This window comes from Embleya sp. AB8 (assembly GCF_049739465.1).
Classification (GTDB): domain Bacteria; phylum Actinomycetota; class Actinomycetes; order Streptomycetales; family Streptomycetaceae; genus Embleya.
In genome coordinates this window covers 61,937-79,299 of record NZ_JBMHHY010000015.1, presented here as the reverse complement: position 1 = coordinate 79,299, position 17,363 = coordinate 61,937, and the positions used below count along the sequence as shown (strand labels likewise).

10 protein-coding genes are annotated in these 17,363 nt (G+C 70.1%); 6 read left to right on the top strand and 4 right to left on the bottom strand.

Annotation, left to right across the window (positions count from 1 at the left end):
- Window positions 1-244: 244 nt before the first annotated feature.
- Window positions 245-1,954, bottom strand: coding sequence for a hypothetical protein (locus tag ABIA38_RS22915; RefSeq protein WP_424640642.1), 1,710 nt, complete (start codon window positions 1,952-1,954; stop codon window positions 245-247).
- Between the two features lie 306 nt (window positions 1,955-2,260).
- Complete coding sequence (locus ABIA38_RS22910; protein WP_424640641.1) at window positions 2,261-3,865, bottom strand: hypothetical protein; 1,605 nt, start codon at window positions 3,863-3,865, stop codon at window positions 2,261-2,263.
- Between the two features lie 495 nt (window positions 3,866-4,360).
- Here ABIA38_RS22910 and ABIA38_RS22905 point away from each other — a divergent pair, with 495 nt between their 5' ends.
- The gene (locus tag ABIA38_RS22905) at window positions 4,361-4,894 is read left to right on the top strand and encodes a hypothetical protein (protein WP_424640640.1); all 534 of its coding nucleotides are present in this window, start codon (window positions 4,361-4,363) and stop codon (window positions 4,892-4,894) included.
- A 520-nt stretch (window positions 4,895-5,414) separates the two neighbouring features.
- On the opposite strand, the gene ABIA38_RS22900 is transcribed toward ABIA38_RS22905, so the two are convergent.
- Together ABIA38_RS22900 and ABIA38_RS22895 are read right to left on the bottom strand one after the other, a co-directional pair.
- Window positions 5,415-7,787 carry a hypothetical protein gene (locus ABIA38_RS22900; RefSeq protein WP_424640639.1) on the bottom strand — a complete coding sequence of 791 codons (2,373 nt, stop codon included), beginning with the start codon at window positions 7,785-7,787 and terminating at the stop codon, window positions 5,415-5,417.
- 463 nt (window positions 7,788-8,250) lie between these two features.
- Entirely contained in the window at window positions 8,251-9,573 is a 1,323-nt protein-coding gene (locus ABIA38_RS22895; RefSeq protein WP_424640638.1) for a WxL domain-containing protein, read from the bottom strand.
- A 978-nt stretch (window positions 9,574-10,551) separates the two neighbouring features.
- Between ABIA38_RS22895 and ABIA38_RS22890 the strand changes: the two genes are divergently transcribed.
- The 5 genes from ABIA38_RS22890 to ABIA38_RS22870 all read left to right on the top strand — a co-directional run bounded on the left by ABIA38_RS22890 (window position 10,552) and on the right by ABIA38_RS22870 (window position 17,336).
- Complete coding sequence (locus ABIA38_RS22890; protein ID WP_424640637.1) at window positions 10,552-11,406, top strand: hypothetical protein; 855 nt, start codon at window positions 10,552-10,554, stop codon at window positions 11,404-11,406.
- A 308-nt stretch (window positions 11,407-11,714) separates the two neighbouring features.
- Window positions 11,715-13,316 carry a hypothetical protein gene (locus ABIA38_RS22885; RefSeq protein ID WP_424640636.1) on the top strand — a complete coding sequence of 534 codons (1,602 nt, stop codon included), beginning with the start codon at window positions 11,715-11,717 and terminating at the stop codon, window positions 13,314-13,316.
- A gap of 284 nt (window positions 13,317-13,600) precedes the next feature.
- Complete coding sequence (locus tag ABIA38_RS22880; protein WP_424640635.1) at window positions 13,601-15,403, top strand: WxL protein peptidoglycan domain-containing protein; 1,803 nt, start codon at window positions 13,601-13,603, stop codon at window positions 15,401-15,403.
- 71 nt (window positions 15,404-15,474) lie between these two features.
- Complete coding sequence (locus ABIA38_RS22875; RefSeq protein WP_424640634.1) at window positions 15,475-16,554, top strand: hypothetical protein; 1,080 nt, start codon at window positions 15,475-15,477, stop codon at window positions 16,552-16,554.
- The gene (locus ABIA38_RS22870) at window positions 16,551-17,336 is read left to right on the top strand and encodes a hypothetical protein (RefSeq protein ID WP_424640633.1); all 786 of its coding nucleotides are present in this window, start codon (window positions 16,551-16,553) and stop codon (window positions 17,334-17,336) included. The genes ABIA38_RS22875 and ABIA38_RS22870 overlap by 4 nt, the downstream gene beginning before the upstream one ends.
- Window positions 17,337-17,363: the final 27 nt, after the last annotated feature.

Below are 17,363 nucleotides of genomic sequence, written 5' to 3'. Positions count from 1 at the left end.
GGATTCGGCCGGCGAACGAGAGCGGCCCCCGCGACGGTCGTCGCGAAGGCCGCCCGGGATGCTCTGCGGTGACGATCGACCGGAGTGGCACGATTCTTCGCATTCGGGACACTGTTCTGCTTTCGGGGGCGGCCCGGGTAATTTCCGGGCGGCGTGGGGTGTGTCGGCAATCGGTGTGGTGGAAAAGGAAAGTGGGCCGCATATCGCTCGGATATGCGGCCCACTTCGTTATCGGGTCATTGTGTTACGGGGTGACGGTCCACGGGGTCGACGCGTTGCGGTCGGGGTGGAAGGTTTCCGAGGCGATGACGCCCGTGTCGTCGCCGCGGGTCAGCCAGATCCAGATGCAGAAGTCGCCGTTCGGCAGCGCCCACGCGCCGGCCCAGTCGCTGGTCTTGCCGCCCGAGGCGTTGAGGCCGTTGACGTTGATCCAGGCCGAGCTGCCGAAGCCGTGGCCCGAGACCTTGACCCACGAGCCCGCCGGGCCGGAGGTCTTGTCCAGCTCGATCCAGCGGCGCTGGACGGTGAGCGGGGTGGACGCGGTGCCGGTGCCGTCGGTCAGCTTCAGCGTGTACTGGCCGTCCGCGATGCCCGAGGAGGCCAGCTTGACCGTGCCGTTCAGGTTCCCGTTGGCGTCCGCCGTGCCGGGGCCCTGGGCGATCTGCGCCGCGGAGCAGGTGGCGCCGTTCGGGCTGCACAGCTGGGCGCTGACGGTCGCGTTCGGCGTCCAGTGCGCGCCGGTCACCTTGACGCTGCCACCGGGGTGGCTGGTGGTCGGCGAGGCGGACACGGTGGGCGGGTCGGTGGCGACGGTGAACGGCGCCGAGGCGAACGGGTTGCCGTTGCCGAAGGAGCCGGTCCAGGCCAGCACCGCGGCGGCGGTGTCGAAGTAGATCGGGATGGTGCCGGTGAAGGTCCCGTCCGGGGTGCTGGTCGCGTAGTAGGAGTCGTCCGGGATGCCGCTGGAGTCGGTGAGCGCGTAGGCGACGGTCGTGTTGGCCGGGAAGTTCTTGCCCGACACCGTGACCACCGTGTTCAGCGGGCCGCGGTTCGGGGTGATCGAGATCTGCAGCGGGCCGCTGGGCACGTACTTCTTGACGGTGATCGGGGCCGTGGCCTCCTTCGTACCGTCCAGCACCTTGACCCGGTAGCTGCCGTCGGCGGTGGTGCCCGCGAGGGTCGCGGTGCCGCTCAGGTTGCCGCCCGCGTCGATCACCAGGGACTTCGCGGTGAAGCCGGCGGGGTTGCAGCTGCCGCCGGCGGAGTCGCACAGCTGCACGTTGGCGGTCGCGTTCGGCGTCCAGACCGCACCCGACAGCTGCACGGCGGTACCCGGGCGCACGTCGGTGGTCGGCGCGTCCAGCGTGGCCGGTGTGCCGGGGCCGCCGGTCACCGTGACGGAGCCGACGGCGCCGCTGCCCGAGGTGATGTCACACGGCGTCTGGTAGTTGGAGCCGAGCACCTTCGTGTACGTCAGGGTCCGGACCGGGCTGAAGGTGACCGGGCCGGCCGCGGTCGTCGGCACCACGAAGGTGCCCGAGTACTGCGGGGTCTGGATCGGTGTGTTCGCCTGGACCGGGATCTGGAACTCCGGCCCGACCACCGTCACCGTGCCGGTGGCGCCGCCGGACATCGCCAGGTCGATGGTCGGCGTGGTCGGCACCGTCAGGGAGATCGGGCTGGTCGCCGGGCTGGGCCCGAGGGTCACCGTCGCGGTGACGGTCGCGCCCGGGGCGACCACGGCCGGCGAGAAGCTGACGTCCATCGCCTGCACGCCGGTGGCCGTGCCCTGACCGGCGGGCAGACTGCACTTCACCGAGGGGTTGATCTGGGTGGCCGAGGCGGCCGGGGCGAGTGCCGCCAGGCCCGTGATCGCCAGCGCCGTCCCGGCGAACGCGGCGGTCAGCCGGCGTCCCGTCCTGGTCGCGGTGGTGGATCTGCGCGCTTCGCGCATGTGCTTCCTCCATGGTCGGGGGTGCGACCGATCCGGTCGATCGCGGCGTGGAAGAAAACCGCCATGAAGGACCGTGGCGGCCTGGGTCGGCAAGTCGAGAGTTCAGGAAAGAATTCATCTCCTAATGGTCGAGAAGTCAAGAGTGAACAATGGGTTTCTGGCTTGACACGTGTCACCAAGATCATTTCTTTCGGGCGGTGGAATCGGCGCCCGCAAACAATGATTCGAATATCGCCGGATAAAGCGGTCCGGCCCCGGAACGAAGAAATTCGTTCCGGGGCCGGACCGGTCTGCGGTGAGGCGGCGTCAGCTGATCGAGAGGGTCAGCGTGGCGCTGTAGGTGCCGACCTTCTGGTATGCCGGAACGGCGAGCGAGAGGCCGGCGTCGGCGGTGAAGGTGCCGCCGGTGACCGCCGCGTTGGGCGCGGAGGCCAGGGTGGCGCCGGAGCCGATCGGGCCCGCGCTACCGGGCGCCGCGACGCTGGGCGAACCCGGGTCGGCGGTGACCTTCGGGGTCCAACTGAACTTGTCGGCCCCGATGTTGCCACCGTCGGCGCTGGTGAACGCGGAGACCGCGCCGGTCAGCGTCCAGCCGGTGGCGCCGCCGCGGAAGTCCTTGACGGTGACCGGGTTCAGCGCGCCGGTCATGTTCTGCGCCTGACCGTTGAGCGTGATGTCGGACAGCTTGATGGCCGAGGCCTGCTGCGTGATGGTCAGCGCGCCGGGGGTCACGGCGCCGGTGATCGTCTGCTCGAGGCCGCCGGTGGGCGGTGCGGTGACCCGGAACGGGAGGTGCTCGACGGGGTTGCTGCCCCACGCGCCCGAGTCGGTCACCATGAGCTGGGTGAAGCAGTCGCAGTACATCTCGCTGGTCGCGGTGAACGAGCCCGACGCGTCCGCGGTGGCGTAGTGCGTCTCGTCCGGGACCCCGGAGTCGTCGGACCAGGAGTACTGGACCCCGCCGCCCGGTGTGTAACCCGAGCCGGTCATCGTGACCTTGGTGCCGACCGGGCCGTGGTCCGGGCTGATCGTGGTCTTGCGCACCGCGGCAGGGGTGACCTTGAGCGGCGCGGTCGCCGAGGTGGTGCCGCTGCTGACCTTGATCAGGTAGTCGCCGGGCGCCACCGAGTTGGCCACGGTCGCATTGCCGGTGAGCGCGCCGTGCGCGACGGCGAGCGTGTTGGCCTTGATCCCGGCCGGGTCGCACGCGGTGCCGTCGGTCTTGCACAGCTCGGGCTTGAGTTGACCGCCGGGCCAGTTGTTGCCGGTGAGCGCGGTCGGCGAACCGGCGGCGACCGTGGCGGGGGTGGCGGCCAGGGTCGCGACCTGCGAGGCACCTTCCACGGTGAGCGTCTGCGAGGCGGCCACCGAGTTCAGCGGCGTGCAGTCGGTGAACGACTCGACCGAGCCGAACGCGATCGTGCTGGTGTTGTACGCGGCCGGGGTCAGGGTGACCGTACCCGCGGTGGTCAGGGTGAACTGGCCCACGGGGTTGGTCAGGACCAGATCCTCACCGGCGAGTGCGGCGGGGTTGATCCGCTGCCCCTTCAGCTCGATCTTGGCCGTCATCGCCCCACCGAGCTGCACATTGGTGGTCGGCAGCGTGGAGTCCTTGTCCACGCCCTTGACGTACGGGTTCGGGGGAACCTTGGCGTGGTTCTTCCACTGCCACTCGACGCTGACGGTGTCGCCCACCTGGTAGGTCGCCTTGGCGGGCGTGACGACCAGGTCCAGCTTCAGGGTCGAGTCGGGAATCTCCAGCGTGGGGAGCGTCCGGTTCACGCAGCGGGACTGGTAGTCGACCTCGACGGCCTGCGCGGACGGCGCGAGCACGACCAGACCGGTCGTGCCGAGGGCGATCGCGGCGCCGAGTGCGACGGTGATCTTTCGTGGAGCGAATCTGGAGGGCACCGGACTCCTTTCGAAGTTACGTGGGTCGCGCTCCCGTTCGGGAGGGCACGCTCCGGGTTCGGCGAGGCCCTTGGCGGGTCCCGGGCGGCCCGTGCCGCGGTCCGGGTGTCCGGGGTCGGATCCTCTTATGTCTTCGCGCGTTATTTAGCTATGGCTATTCAGAGAAGTCAATGGAAATCCGGGCCTCGGAAAGGTCGACACGTGTCACCAAGATCATGTTCGGAACGGGGATCTTTCGCAGGTTTGGCGGCCATGATCGACGGTGCTTGTGATGCGTCACGTGTCAGTCTGTCGACAAGAAGAAAAGTCCCTAGATGGGCATTGACTGTTACCGGAATGCTTGATTCACTCTGGCTGCGGCGAGGGCGTTACGCCCCGACTGCTTCTTTATCGGCGACTTGTCGCCAGTTCGGTTCGAACACCCCTTATGGCCAGCCGGTAGGGGTGCAGCGAGAGACACGTCAGTCCCCAACCGATCGAAGGAGCACCACCGAAATGTCGAAGTCCAAGATCCTCAGCCTGGGTTCGGTCTGTCTGGCCGGCGCTGTTGCCGCCACCCTGGGCCTCGGCGGCAACGCGTTCGCCGGCGGCTCGACCTCGGCCACCTACAACTGCAAGGACCTGTCCCTCGGGACGGACTACACCGGCGTGACCGGCACCCTGTCCTCGACCGCGACGCACAAGCTGCGGTTCGTCACCCAGCTCAACATGCCCGTCGCGGTGTCCGCGAACCAGCTGACCACCACCGCGAAGCTCGACTCGACCAGCGGTCCGCTCACCTACAGCGGCACCGTCAACGACCCGATCGCCGCCGGCAGCCCGTCGACCGTCGGTCTGGGCGCGCTGCCCCTGACCGGTGGTTCGATCACCTCGGGTACGCTCACCACCCCGCTCGGCACCGGCAGCACGCCGACCGTCCCGAGCGCGACCAACTGGAGCGTCTCGATCGACGTCTCCGCCGTGTCCGGCATCCCCGGCCACAAGATCGCGTGCGTGCTGGGCGGCCCCCAGCAGTCGTTCGCCTACTGATCGATCGGCCGACCTCGGTCGACGTTCGGCGAAGCCCGCCCCACCGTGCCGGTGGGGCGGGCTTCGCCATGTTCGGGCGGGCCTCGCGAAATGGTGAATGTACGCCGTCGACACGTGCCGCGAGATCGATTTCGGACCCGCCACCGGAATCCGCTCGAGCAATTCACCGCGACTGGATATCGAACCTCGGTCGGATTGTCACGAGTCACCAAGATCACGACTCGTGTCGAACCGTGCAATGGATTTCCGAGGGTGATCGACCGGATTCATTTGGTGCCGCACGGCACGCGAGGTACAGGAGTCGTCAATCGACGCCGGCGGTACCTCGATGCCGGAATTCGAAAGGCGCCGGGCCGGCGGGGACGGCGCATTCCGGGGGCGGGTGGACGAAGCGGCGTATGTGGTGGCGCACGAAGAAGGCGGGAACCACCGATCGGTGGTTCCCGCCTTCTTCGTGCACCTTTCGCGTGCCGCTTGCTTCACCGCAATGGGCAACGCCCCGCGCCGGGCTGATGCGTCGTCAGGAGACGGTGAGCGTCAGGGTGCCCGTGTACGTGCCGGCCGCCTGGTACGCCGGGACCGCGAGCGACAGGCCCGCGTTCGCGGTGAACACGCCACCGGTCTTGTGCGCCGGATCCGCGGACGCCGCCGCGCTGCACAGCAGGCCGCCGTTGACCGTACCCGCCGAACCGGTCACGACCCGGCTCGCCGAGGTCGGGTCGGCCACCGTGCATCGGGGTGTCCAGGACAGCGCGGACGCAGGCAGCGAGTTGCCGCCGTCGGCCTTGAAGTCCGAGACGGAACCGGTGAGTTGCCAGCCCAGGGTGCCCTTGCGGGCGTCGGTGACGGTGACCGCGTTCAGGGCACCGGTCATCGCCTGGTCCCGGTTGGAGAACGGGATGTCCGCGAGCACGACCCCGTTCGCCGCCTGGGTCATGGACAGCGTGCCGGGCTCCTCGATGGGACCGCCGCCACCCTCGAAGGTGAACGCGACGAGCGCCATCTTGTTGCGGTCGCTCTTCTCCGCCGCCCGGATCTGGGTGGTGCCGGGCTTGGTCACCGTCAGATCGACGGCGAACGTACCGTCCGCGGCCGCCGTGGCCTCCACCGAGTCACCGGTGGCGACGAGGCCCGCGTCCAGGGTCTCCAGTACGACCGGCGCGCCGGGGGTGAAGTTCTTCCCCGTCACGTGCGCCTTGGTACCCGAGGGTCCCCGGTCCGGCGTGGCGGTGATCGCGCGCGGCAGCACGACCGCCGAGGTCACCGTGACCGGTGCGGACACCGAGGTGATCCCGACGGTGACCTTGATCCGGTAGTTGCCCGGTGCCACGTTCGGACCGAGCGTGGCCTGAGCGGTGAGTGCGCCGCCCGCGGCCACCGAACCGGTGCTCGCGGCGAACGCGGAACCGGTGCACTCCGAGCCGTCCTCCCGGCACAGCTGGACCTGCGGATTGCCCTGGCCGGTCGGCCAGTTCGCGCCGGAGAGCTTGGCCACGTCGCCCGGCTTCAGCAAGTTCTGCTCGACGATCAGATCGGCCTGCGCAGGCTGACCCACCGCGATCGAGTGCGAGACGGCCGGCGTGCCGACGGGCACCCCGCTCGACCCGATCGTGATCACCTTCATGCCGTATCCGGCGGGCGTCAGGTCGATCCGGCCGGGCTTGGTGATCTTGAAGCTGCCGGTCATGTCGCCGACCTTGAGCACGTCCCCGCCCGGCGTGGCCGGGTTGCCCTTGGGCCCGCCGACCGATACGTCGCCGGTCTGCGCGCCGGAAAGCTTGACGGTGCCGCTGGGGGTCACCGTGTCCTTCAACGCGACGACCCAACTGGAGGGGTTGCGCGGGTAGCCGATCCACTTCCAGTTGACGGTGACCTGGTCGCCGATCTCGTACCAGGGCTTGACCGGGGTCACCGAGAGCGCGATCTCGGGAGTCCAGTCGAAGACCGGGCCGTTGCCGCCGGCCGGGGTGTAGCGCACCGTGTACTTGACCGGTTCGGAGTGGCGCAGCGCGTCCTTGGCGACCGAGATCGGCACCAGGACGGCCGCGCCGGCCGAGCCGATCCGGACCTGGCGAATCGCGTCCGGCAGTTCGGCCGCCACCTTGACCTGGCCGGCCAGTTTCCCGGCGGCGTCGACGGTGAGGGTGGAGCCCGACGCCCCTTCCGGTGCACAGGCGTTGCCGTTTTGGTCGCACAGTTGCACGGTGACCCCGGCGGCATCGGCCGGCCAGTTCTCCCCGGTGACGTCGATGGCCGAACCGGGCCGGACGATGTTGCGATCGAAGGTGACCGTCGGCGTCTTGACCGCGCCGTCGACCTTGAGCGTCGTGCCCACGCCCGGCGTGCCGTTCGGCGTGCACGGGGTGTCCCAACTGCCGAACATGTTCGCGGTGCTCGTATAGCCGCCGGGGGAGAGGTTGAGCTCGCCCGGCTTGGCGATCTTCAGCTTGCCCGTCATCGGCGCGAGCCACAGCTTCTCGCCGCCGGGGGTCTGCGCGTTCTTCTGCGGACCCTCCATGGCGATCTCGCCGCCCTGCGCGCCGGAGACCAGGACCTTGCCGCGCGGCTTGACCGCGTCGGCGTTCACCGTCACCGAGGACGGGTTCTTCGCCGCGTCCTTCCACGTCCAGGTGACGGTGACCTCGTCGCCCACGTTGTACTTCGGCTTGACCGGATCGACCGTCAGGTCCACCTGGGCGTCGAAGTCGAACGGACCGCCACCGATGCTCGGCGGTACGCAGTGCACGTTGTACGTCACCGGAGCCGCGTTCGCGGACTGCGCCCCCGCGCCCACGCCCAGGGCACCGGCCACGAGGGCGGTACCCAGTACGCCGGCGACACGCTTGTTGCGGAATCCGGACCCAGTACTTTCCCTGGTTCTTGGTCTGAGCATGTGGTGCTGTCCCTCCTCGGGATGCCTGCCTGGCCCGCCGGGGGAGCGGGCAGTCGAACACCACACCGGGACCGGTCCGCCGCCGTCGGTGACCCGCGCGGCGCGGGGCGGTCGATTCGGTGCCGTGCGCCGACTCGACGTCGGCGGAGTGACACCCGACCCCGCCGCTGTCACCCGGTCGTCCTGCTGATGCCTACAGATGAAACCTGTTCCAGAAAACAGCGCCTCCCATTGAGCCCGGGGGCGTTTGCGAAGTCAACAGCGGAACACGTTCCGGCGGCAACGATTTGTGCGTGGTTTCGACGGGTGCGCGGCGGGCCTGCGGCGGGTGGTCGCCGGGTGCTCGACGAGTGCTCGACAGACGTTCGACAGACCTTCGACAGGCGGGAATGGGCGACGGGACGCCCACCGCACAGTGAGGGAGTGCGGCGGGCGCCCCGGCCCGGTGAACCGGTGTCGGCGGTCAGGAAATCGACAGGGTCAGCGTCGCGCTGTAGTCACCGGCGCCCTGGTAGGCCGGGACCTTCAGGTCGATGTCGGCGTCGGCGGCGAAGGTGCCACCGGTGTTGCTCGTGCCCTGCGGGACCGAGGCCAGGGTCGCGCCCGTGCCGATGGTGCCCGCGCTGCCCGCGACCGGGGTGCCCTTGGACTTCGCGTCCGCCTTGGTTGCCTTCGGCTTCCAGGAGAAGTGGTCGGCGGGGATGCTCTCGCCGGCCTGCGTCGCGAAGTCGGTGACCGAACCGGTCAGCGTCCACCCGGCGTTGCCGCCGCGCAGGTCGGTGACGGTGACGGTGTTGAGCTTGCCCGTCATGGTCTGGTCCTGCGCGCTCACGCCGACCTCGGAGAGCCGGATGCCGCCCGTCTGCTGGGTGATGGACAGCGCGCCGGCGGTGATCGTGCCGTCGAGCCTCTGGGTCAGGTCGCCGGGCTTGGGCGGGTCGACCTTCTTGCGGACCAGGAGTTGGGCCTGACCGGCGTTGCCCGCGCTGTCGGTCACCACGAGGGTGTGCGTGCCGTTGGCCACGGTGTCGGCGAGCTTGACCTTGCCGGTCAGGTTGCCCGCCGCGTCCGCGGCGAGCGTGGAGCCGGCGATCCCGGCGGCGCCGCCGTCCAGCGTCGCGGTCACCGCGCCGGGGGCGAACTTGCTTCCGGTCAGGGCCACTTCGCTGCCCGGCTCGACTGCGGTGGCGGGCGCGCCCAGTACCGGCTTGTCGGCCGCGCCGACCTTGAGGGTGGCCGAGGGGGCGACCGTGTTCACCGGGTTGCACTTGGTCTCGGCGTCGAAGCCGAACGCCTTGGTGAAGGTCGAGTACAGACCCGGGGTCAGCGTCACGTCGCCGGCCTGGGTCAGCTTGACCTTGCCGGTCATGTTGGTGAGCACCAACTCCTGGCCCGGGCCGGTCTCCGGGTTGATCCGCTGACCCTCGACCGCGACCTCGCCGCCGGCCGCGCCGCCCAGGGTGACGCTGCCCTTGGGCAGCGTGGAGTCCTTGTCCACCTTGCCGACGACGGGGATCTCCGGCGGCGCCTTCGGGTACGACTTCCAGGTCCAGGTGACGGTGACCTCCTCGCCGACGTCGTAGCGCGCCTTGGCGGGCGCCACCGACAGGTCGATCTTCAGGTTGCCGTCCGGGATCACCAGGTCCTTGACGATCTGGTTCACGCAGTGCGAGGTGTAGTCCACGTCCGCCGCCTGCGCGGTGGGCGCGAGCGCCACCATGCCGACGGTGCCGGCGATCGTCACGACGCCGAGCGACGCGGCGAGTTGCCTGTTTGCCTTGAACATATGGTGCGTTCCTTCTCTCGGTTACCGCTCTGCCGGCGCCGGGGTGGGCGGGGCAGCCGAAACACCACATCGAGGGACCGTGCGCGCGGTCGGCGGGTACACACGCCCGCGCGGGCTCGTTCGATGCCGCAGGCGCGGCCGGGCGGGTGCCGTCGCGAAGTGCGGCCCCGGCCGGTCGGTGGAACGTGTTACAGAAATCGTGCTTGATCATTCCGCTTCACCGGCTGCGCAAAGTCAAGGGATACGGTCGGAAAACCGGAAGGACGCCCTCCTCGTGGGGGTGCGGAGGGCGTCCCGGTGTCCGACGGTGACTCGACTCGGACCGAGCGTCAGATTCCCGTGTAGGTGTCGCGCCGGCGCTCGGGTTTTGCCGGCCCGACCGTGCCCGGAGCACCGGTATGCGGCGTCGTGCTCGCCATGGCCGGGTGTCACGGTGGCCGACAGTCGGCCGCCGATCGCTCGCGGCGGATGCGCAGGCGCCCGGAGTTTTATTGTTTGGGGGCATTTGGCGAGCCGCTTGTACGCGACACGTGTCGAATTTGTGGGGACCTGTCAACCGTCTTGTCGACACAGTGATTTCGCTGGTCCGGGCGATATCGAACCGTGCCCGACGGATGCAGATTTTCTGCTTTTCGCTGTTGTCCGCTCATGCCACTTGTCGTACCGTCACCCGAAGATCTGACGTGACATCAAGTACTGGAACAGTCTCGATGTCTCCCGGACACGCCCGGAGAAGCCTCCTCCAGGCCACGCGAGGCGTGTCCCACCGGTGCTTGCGTGGTCCGGTTTCCCGCCCGGTCCGCGCCTCGAAAGGGGGAAGTCGGGTGTGGCGACCGCGTGTACCCGATGTGTCGGGGCGCGTGCCGGGTCGGTGCAGGCCGACACGCCGGAACGGCCCTGCCGAGCGCGTGTCGCCCCGGCCGTTTCGATCAGGACTTCTCGATGAGCAAGAGATCCCCCCGAAGGGAGAACCACCATATGGGCAGGCCCATCAAGCGAACAGCGGGTGGCTTGGCGGCGTTCGCCGTCATGACGGGCGGCATGCTGGCGTTCGCGCCGCAGGCCGGCGCGGAGACGGTCAATACGCAGCTCAAGTGCGACTTCAGCGACCCCACCGTCAAGGCGGCGATGGGTAACAAGGATTCCGTCACCGGACCGCAGGCCTTCACGGTCACCGGTCCGCCCACCGCCGAGCCCGGTTCGTCGATCAAGTTGAACATCGACCCGGGGGTGAGCCCGGCGTCCTCGCCGCTGGGTACCAGCGTCAAGGTCACCCCGACCGTCACCTTCACTGCGAAGTACGACGGCGGATCCGCGACGGTCACCGCCGTGGGCGCCGCTGCCACCCTGACCCTCCAGGCCGGGGCCGGGATCAAGGTGCCCGCGTTCGCGGCCAACGTCTCGGTGCCGGCGAAGGCGGCGGGCAAGCTCGACCTGATCCCCAAGGGGTTCGGTCTGAAGATCGAGGTGATCAACCCGCCGCTGACGCTGAACGTCCCGTGCGCCGTCACCGACGCGGCTGCTCCGGCGGCGTACTCGGTGACCCTTCCGGCCGCGAGCACCAGTGGCGGCAGCAGCACCGGAACCACGACCTCGGGCTCCACCACGACCTCGGGTTCCACCACCTCCGGCTCCACCACCACCTCCGGATCCACCACGACGTCCGGCTCCACCACCTCCGGCACCACCGCCGGCACCGGTGACACGCTGCCCAAGACCGGCCCGCTCGACGACGCGCTCTCCATGGGCCTGCTCGGCGGCACCGTCGGCCTGCTCGGCATCGGTGGCGTGCTGCTCGCGACCCGTCGGGTGCGGTCCTCGCGCAACGCCTGATCGGTGGTCCGGGACGGTCGGTCCTCCAGCCTCGGAGGGCCGACCTCGGTGCTTCCCGGCGGCTATTGACTATGCGACGCGATCGCGCGTGAATGGCACGCCGGAATCTGTAACAGGTTTCAATTTGCAGGGCAGTGAGACGGCCGCCTCGGCCGGGTGGCAACCATTTCGAGCGAGGCGCGCCAGGTACGGCACCGGAGCGCCGGGCTCACGGTAGTGCGACGCTCCTCGGCACCCCGCTCCGGTGTGGTGTTCGACCACCCCGCCCCCGGCGGTTGGTGGCAACCCCCTGAAGGGAGCAGCACCACATGTTCAAACCCAGCAAGAAGGTCGTCGCGACCTTGGGCGTCGCGATGATCGCGGGTACCGCAGGCATGGTGGCGGGCGCGCCGGCGGCCTTCGCCGGTTCGGTGAATCCGGATCTGACCTGCACCGAGCCGATCCTGCACTGGAACAAGACCGGCAAGCAGACGTTCGACGTCTCGCTCACACCGGACACCGGCGCGGCGCCGGGAACGGTACAGGCCAAGGTCGACGCGGGCGAGAACCCGTTGCGGCCGGACTCCGCGTTCAACAACATCGGCTTCGTCGGCCAGTACACCTTCACGCTCAGCACCGGCGGCGAAGTAACCCTGACCGCACCGCAGTTCACCGCCAACATCGGCCCCACCCAGGGCATCGACCCGCCCCCGTTCACCGCCGACCTGGCCATCCCGCAGGCCGCGCCGGGGACCACCATCGATTTGACCCTCAAGACCTTCGCCCTGGATGTCTACCTGCCCGGGCAGGCGAGCAAGATCACCACGGCCACCTGCCAGGTGACCGGGAGCAATGGAGTCGTCGCGTCCTACAAGGTCGCCGACGCCCCGCCGCTCGACCCGACCCTGACCACCACCCCCGGCCAGGTCAAGCCCGGCGGTGCCCTCACCGTCGCCGGGACGAACTGGCCGGCGGGGACGCCCAAGGTCGAACTGTGCGACGCGAGCGGCAACGCGTGTGATGCCACCAAGGTCACCGGCGCGCTGACCGTGGCAAGCGGTGCGCTCTCCGGTACGGCGACCATCGGCGCGACCGTCGCGGACGGCTCGTACCAGCTCAAGGTCACCGTCGGCGACAAGGCCAAGACCTCCAATGTCACGGTCAAGGCGGACGTCCCGAGCAACCCGCGCAAGCTCACCCTGAACCCGACACACGGGCCGGTCGGCACCGAGGTCACCGTCGCCGGCGAGGGCTACACACCCGGCGCCGACGTCTACGTGATCCCGACCAACGCCGCGCACCAGCCGGACGTACCCGGTCTGGTGATGGCCAAGGCGGGCGCCGACGGCAAGTTCACCGCCAAGGTGAAGGTCACCAAGGCGGACACCACGCTGATCGCGGCGTCCGAGGACACCACGGGCAAGCTCGGCACCGCCACGCCGTTCACGGTCGACGGGGGCAACCCCCCGGCCGGGACGCTCAAGCAGGACCTCACCGGCACGATCGCCGGCGGCGCCCTGACGATCTCTCAGGCGAACGGCGGGATCAAACTCTCCGACGTGACCCTGAACGGCACCGAGCAGAACATGACCGGCGCGCTGAACACGGTGACGGTCAAGGACTACCGCGGCGGCGCCACGGGTTGGACGCTGACCGGTTCGGTGACCGACTTCGGCAACGGCGCGGGCGGCACCATCCCGGCGGAGAAGTTCTCCTGGACGCCGAAGCTCACCCCGGGCGAGGGCTCGCCGAGCCAGGCCGTGGCGGGCAGCGCGGGTCCGATCGGCAAGACCGGTGCCACGCTGGCCTCCGCGCCCAACGCGGCGGTCACCGGCGGCACGTTCGCCGCCGACGCGGGGCTGAGCCTGGCGGTTCCGGCCTACCAGGCGCCCGGCAACTACAGCGGGACGCTCACGATCTCCATCTCCTGACCGAGTTTCTCCGCGCCGGACTGCTCCGGCGCGGAGACCTGAACGGCCTTGCCGCCAGGGGCCCATCGGCCACGGAAAACCATCCGTGGCCCACGGGCCGCCGGCGGCGGGCCGCTGCGGATCGACGCAGAGCGGAGGGTGGGGCGGGCAGCCGGCCCGTCCCGCCCACACCGCACTCGGCCGATCCGTCCCAGCGACAACCAGGCACACAGCGCGGGCCCTTCGGATCCGCTCCCGAAGCCGGCCCATTCGATCCGCGGCACACAGACCAGCTGGAGACACCGATGACGGGCACCTCGGCCCCCCCGATCCGCCGACCAGGCGGCCGTATCCGATCCCTGGCCACCGTGTTCGCGGTGCTGGCCACGCTGTTCGCGTCGCTGACACTGGTCGCCCCGGCGCCCGCGTCGGCCGCGGGCAACGGCGAATGGTCGGTCGACCCCTACGTGCCGGAGGGCACGAGCCAGAACGCCCGTCGCTACTTCTTCCTCGAAGGCGCCGCCGGCACCACCGTCCCCGACGTGGTGACGCTGCACAACACGAGCCCGACGCCGCTCACCATGAAGCTGTTCGGCGCGGACGCGTACAACACGCCGCGCGACGGCGGCTTCGCGCTGCGCACGGTCACCGACAAGCAGAAGGACGTCGGTACCTGGATCCAGGTGGCGCCGGAGAACCAGACGCTGATCCTGCAACCGGGGGAGAAGCGCAACGTCCCGTTCAACATCGTCATTCCGCCGAACGCGACACCCGGTGACCACCCCGGCGCCGTGGTCGCGCTGAACACCGCGATCGAGGGCACCCAGCAGCAGGGCCAGATCAAGGTCAACATCCAGCGCCAGATCGGCGCCCGGGTCTACCTGCGGGTGCAGGGCGACGCGTTGCCCGCGATGGACATCCAGAAGGTGGACGTCAAGCGGGACGCGGGCTTCCACGAGTTCTTCGGGTCGAGCACGGCGAGGATCACGTACCGGATCATCAACCGGGGCAACGTGATCCTGCGGCCGAAGTTCGACCTGAAGGCCGAGGGGCTGTTCGGCCGCAAGCTGATGAGCAAGGCCGACGAGGGCACCGAGATCCTGCCGGGCTCGACCGTGGAGAAGGTCGTCGAGTGGCAGGACGCGCCGCGTCTGGACCATGTCACGATCAAGGTCGACGGTGTGGTCGCGGACCAGAACCTCAAGGACAGTGCGAGTGCCTCCTACACGGCGGTGCCGTGGCCGAGCCTGCTCACGCTGGCCGCGATCCTGCTGATCGCCGGCGTCGGCTGGGGTGTGTGGCGCAACGGCCGCAAGGGCAAGGGCGGCGCAGATCCGGCCAAGCCGGGCGGCCCGACGGGTCCGACCGACGGCACCACGATGCCGGAGCCTGCGGCGGCGGCCGGTGCGGCCGTCGCGCATGCCGAGACGTCCGGCGAGCCCATACCGGCCGAGACGCCGACGCCGACGAAGCCTGCGAAGGCGGATGCGGTGGTCGGGACTTCGGGTACGACGACGGCCGTCGCCGAGGCCGAGCAGGCCGGGGCGGCCGTGGGCGACTCCGCGGCAGCCGAGTCGGCCGAGTCGGCCCACGACGCGCCGCCCGTGGCGAACGCGACGGCCACTGCGGCCACTTCCGCCGAGGGCGGGCCCACCGCGAATCCGAGCAGCGAAGCGCCCGCCACCGAGCAGCAGGCCGAGGCAACGGCGGCCAAGGACGGGCCGGGTGCCGGCGAACCCGCCGCAGCCGAGCCGGGCGACGCTGTGCCCGCAGCGAACGAGGGTGGCACCGCGGCCCCTTCCGCCGAAGACTTGCCCAGTGTGAACCCGATCATCGAAACGCCCACCACCACGTTGCCCGCCGAGGCCCGGCCTGCCGAAGTCGCGTCCGCCGCGGCGCAACCCGACACGACGGCCGAAACCGACCCGGTCGAGCCCGGCACCGAACGGCCGGCCGGCTCCGAGCCGCCTGCCGAGGCCGAGTCCGCCGCCGTCGCCACCACCGCCGACCGGCCCGCCGAACCCCCGAACGGGAAGCAGCCGCCCGCGCCTTCTCGCGCCGCGCCCGCCGTCGAGGGCTCCGCCGACTCCGCGGGGGTCGGCCGTTGATCCCGGCCAACCGGGTCCATCACGCAGTTCGAGTCGGCCGCCCGCGCGCCGCCGCCCTCGCGCTGGTCGCCGTGCTGCTTCTTGGGCTCGGCGCCCTCGGCGGCACGGCTCCCGCGCGGGCGGCGGACCCGCCGCCCGCCGCCGGACCGAGTGCGTCGATCGACCCGGGCAAGGTCGCGGCCGGGGACAAGGTCTCGGTCGTCGGTGGCGACTGGACCCCCGGATCCCTGGTCCAAGCGAGCATCTGTGGCGAGAACGGCCTGCGCGGCACGGTCAACTGCGCCGCGGCCAGTGCCGCGAGCGGGACCGTCGATGCGAGCGGCGGTGTCTCGATCACCCTGACCGCCGCCATCCCGCCGTCCCCGTGCCCGTGCGTGGTCCGGATCGCGGTGATCATGAACGGCCCGCCGAAGGACGCGAGTGTGCCGCTGGAAATCGACGGCGCACCGTACGCACCGCTCCCGGCGACCGTGAAGACGCCCGGCCGACTGGTCTTCATCGACAGCGCGATGGTCGGCGAGGACTCGATCTTCACCTGGTTCGGCTCGCCGGTGCAGCGCCGGTTCCGCATAGAGGTCGGCAACATGGGCCAGTCGCCGATCATCAACCCGACCTTCCGCATCGGCTTCTACGAAGGGGTCTACGCCCCTACCTGGGACAACTACGAGTCGCACATCACCATCGCGCCGGGCAAGCGGGCCACCATCATGCTCCCGGTGGAACTGAACCCCCGTCAGCACGGCACCTTCAGCTGGCGGGTGATGTACGACAACCAGATCGTGGACGAGCAGGCCCTGGAGGTCGGCCGACCCTGGGGTGTCTACGTCTTCGGCGCGCTCCTGGTGATCGTCGTCCCCGTCGCGGCGTGGCGGTTGTTCCTGCGGATCGTCGAACTGATCGCCGAGCAACGAGCCCGCCGGACCGGCGAACGTGAGCGCGAAGTCGGCCTGCCCGACGCCTCGTCGCTGCTCGCCAGGCCCGGCAAGAACCGAAAGTCCGCCGAGGACAAGGCGGATGACGATGCGTCGGAATCCAGAGCGGCGAACCGGCGGCCGGCCGAAACCCCGGCCGGCGCCGCGGCCGAACCGATCGACCTGAGCAAGCAACCGGTCCGGACGAGCGCCGGCGAGTCCGGAGGGCGCGATCGATGACCGCCCACCCCGGCAAGGGACTTGCCGCGCTGATCGCGACCGGCGCGGTGCTCGGCACCGTGCTCGTGTTCTATTACGGGCCCGGCGGCGGCGAGTTCGGCCCGTCGCACACCAACGTCACCGACCAGGCGGGCCCGGGCGGCGGCGGCAGCTTCCGGCCGCCGCCGACGGCCATCGGCGACGGGGCGAACACCGCTGTGCCCGGCGTCGGTTCGACCGGCCCGGACGCGCCCGGGACCGGGTCCGCCGGCGGCAGCACCGGCGGCGGCGCCACGCCGGGCGCCGGCGACCTCGACTGGGACACCAGGATCGAGCAACCTCGGTCCCCGGCCCGGGTGGACGGCAACATCAACCCGGGCGTCCTGGCGGTCAGCACACCCAACGCGGGCCAGAGTCGGCTCACCGTGGACCGGACCGGTGGCACTGCCAGGGGCACGCTGAATCCGATGCTGGTCCAGGACTTTCGCGGGTCGCGCAACGGCTGGACCCTCACCGGCACGATGTCCGATTTCCGGGCGGAGGACGGGACCCGGATCGAGGCGCACAACCTCGTCTGGGATCCGTACTGCACGCCGCATCCGGGACGCGGCCCCTATCCCAGCTCGGCGAAGCCCGGCAACCGGGCCCAGACGAGCCGTACGGCGACCCTCTGCTCGACCTCGTCCGCACCGAGCGTCACGGGGGGTGAATTCGACGTCGGCGCGGACCTGACCCTGCGTCTGCCCGACCGGAACCCGTCGGCCGAGAGCTACTCGGCGACCTTGACGCTCACGCTCAGCTGACCGAATACGACGGGGTGAGTCCCGCCC

Coding starts and splice junctions, on each gene's coding strand:
- ABIA38_RS22915 (WP_424640642.1), bottom strand. CDS start 1,954: ATGCGCGAAGCGCGCAGATCCACCACCGCGACCAGGACGGGACGCCGG.
- ABIA38_RS22905 (WP_424640640.1), top strand. CDS start 4,361: ATGTCGAAGTCCAAGATCCTCAGCCTGGGTTCGGTCTGTCTGGCCGGC.
- ABIA38_RS22900 (WP_424640639.1), bottom strand. CDS start 7,787: ATGCTCAGACCAAGAACCAGGGAAAGTACTGGGTCCGGATTCCGCAAC.
- ABIA38_RS22895 (WP_424640638.1), bottom strand. CDS start 9,573: ATGTTCAAGGCAAACAGGCAACTCGCCGCGTCGCTCGGCGTCGTGACG.
- ABIA38_RS22890 (WP_424640637.1), top strand. CDS start 10,552: ATGGGCAGGCCCATCAAGCGAACAGCGGGTGGCTTGGCGGCGTTCGCC.
- ABIA38_RS22885 (WP_424640636.1), top strand. CDS start 11,715: ATGTTCAAACCCAGCAAGAAGGTCGTCGCGACCTTGGGCGTCGCGATG.
- ABIA38_RS22880 (WP_424640635.1), top strand. CDS start 13,601: ATGACGGGCACCTCGGCCCCCCCGATCCGCCGACCAGGCGGCCGTATC.
- ABIA38_RS22870 (WP_424640633.1), top strand. CDS start 16,551: ATGACCGCCCACCCCGGCAAGGGACTTGCCGCGCTGATCGCGACCGGC.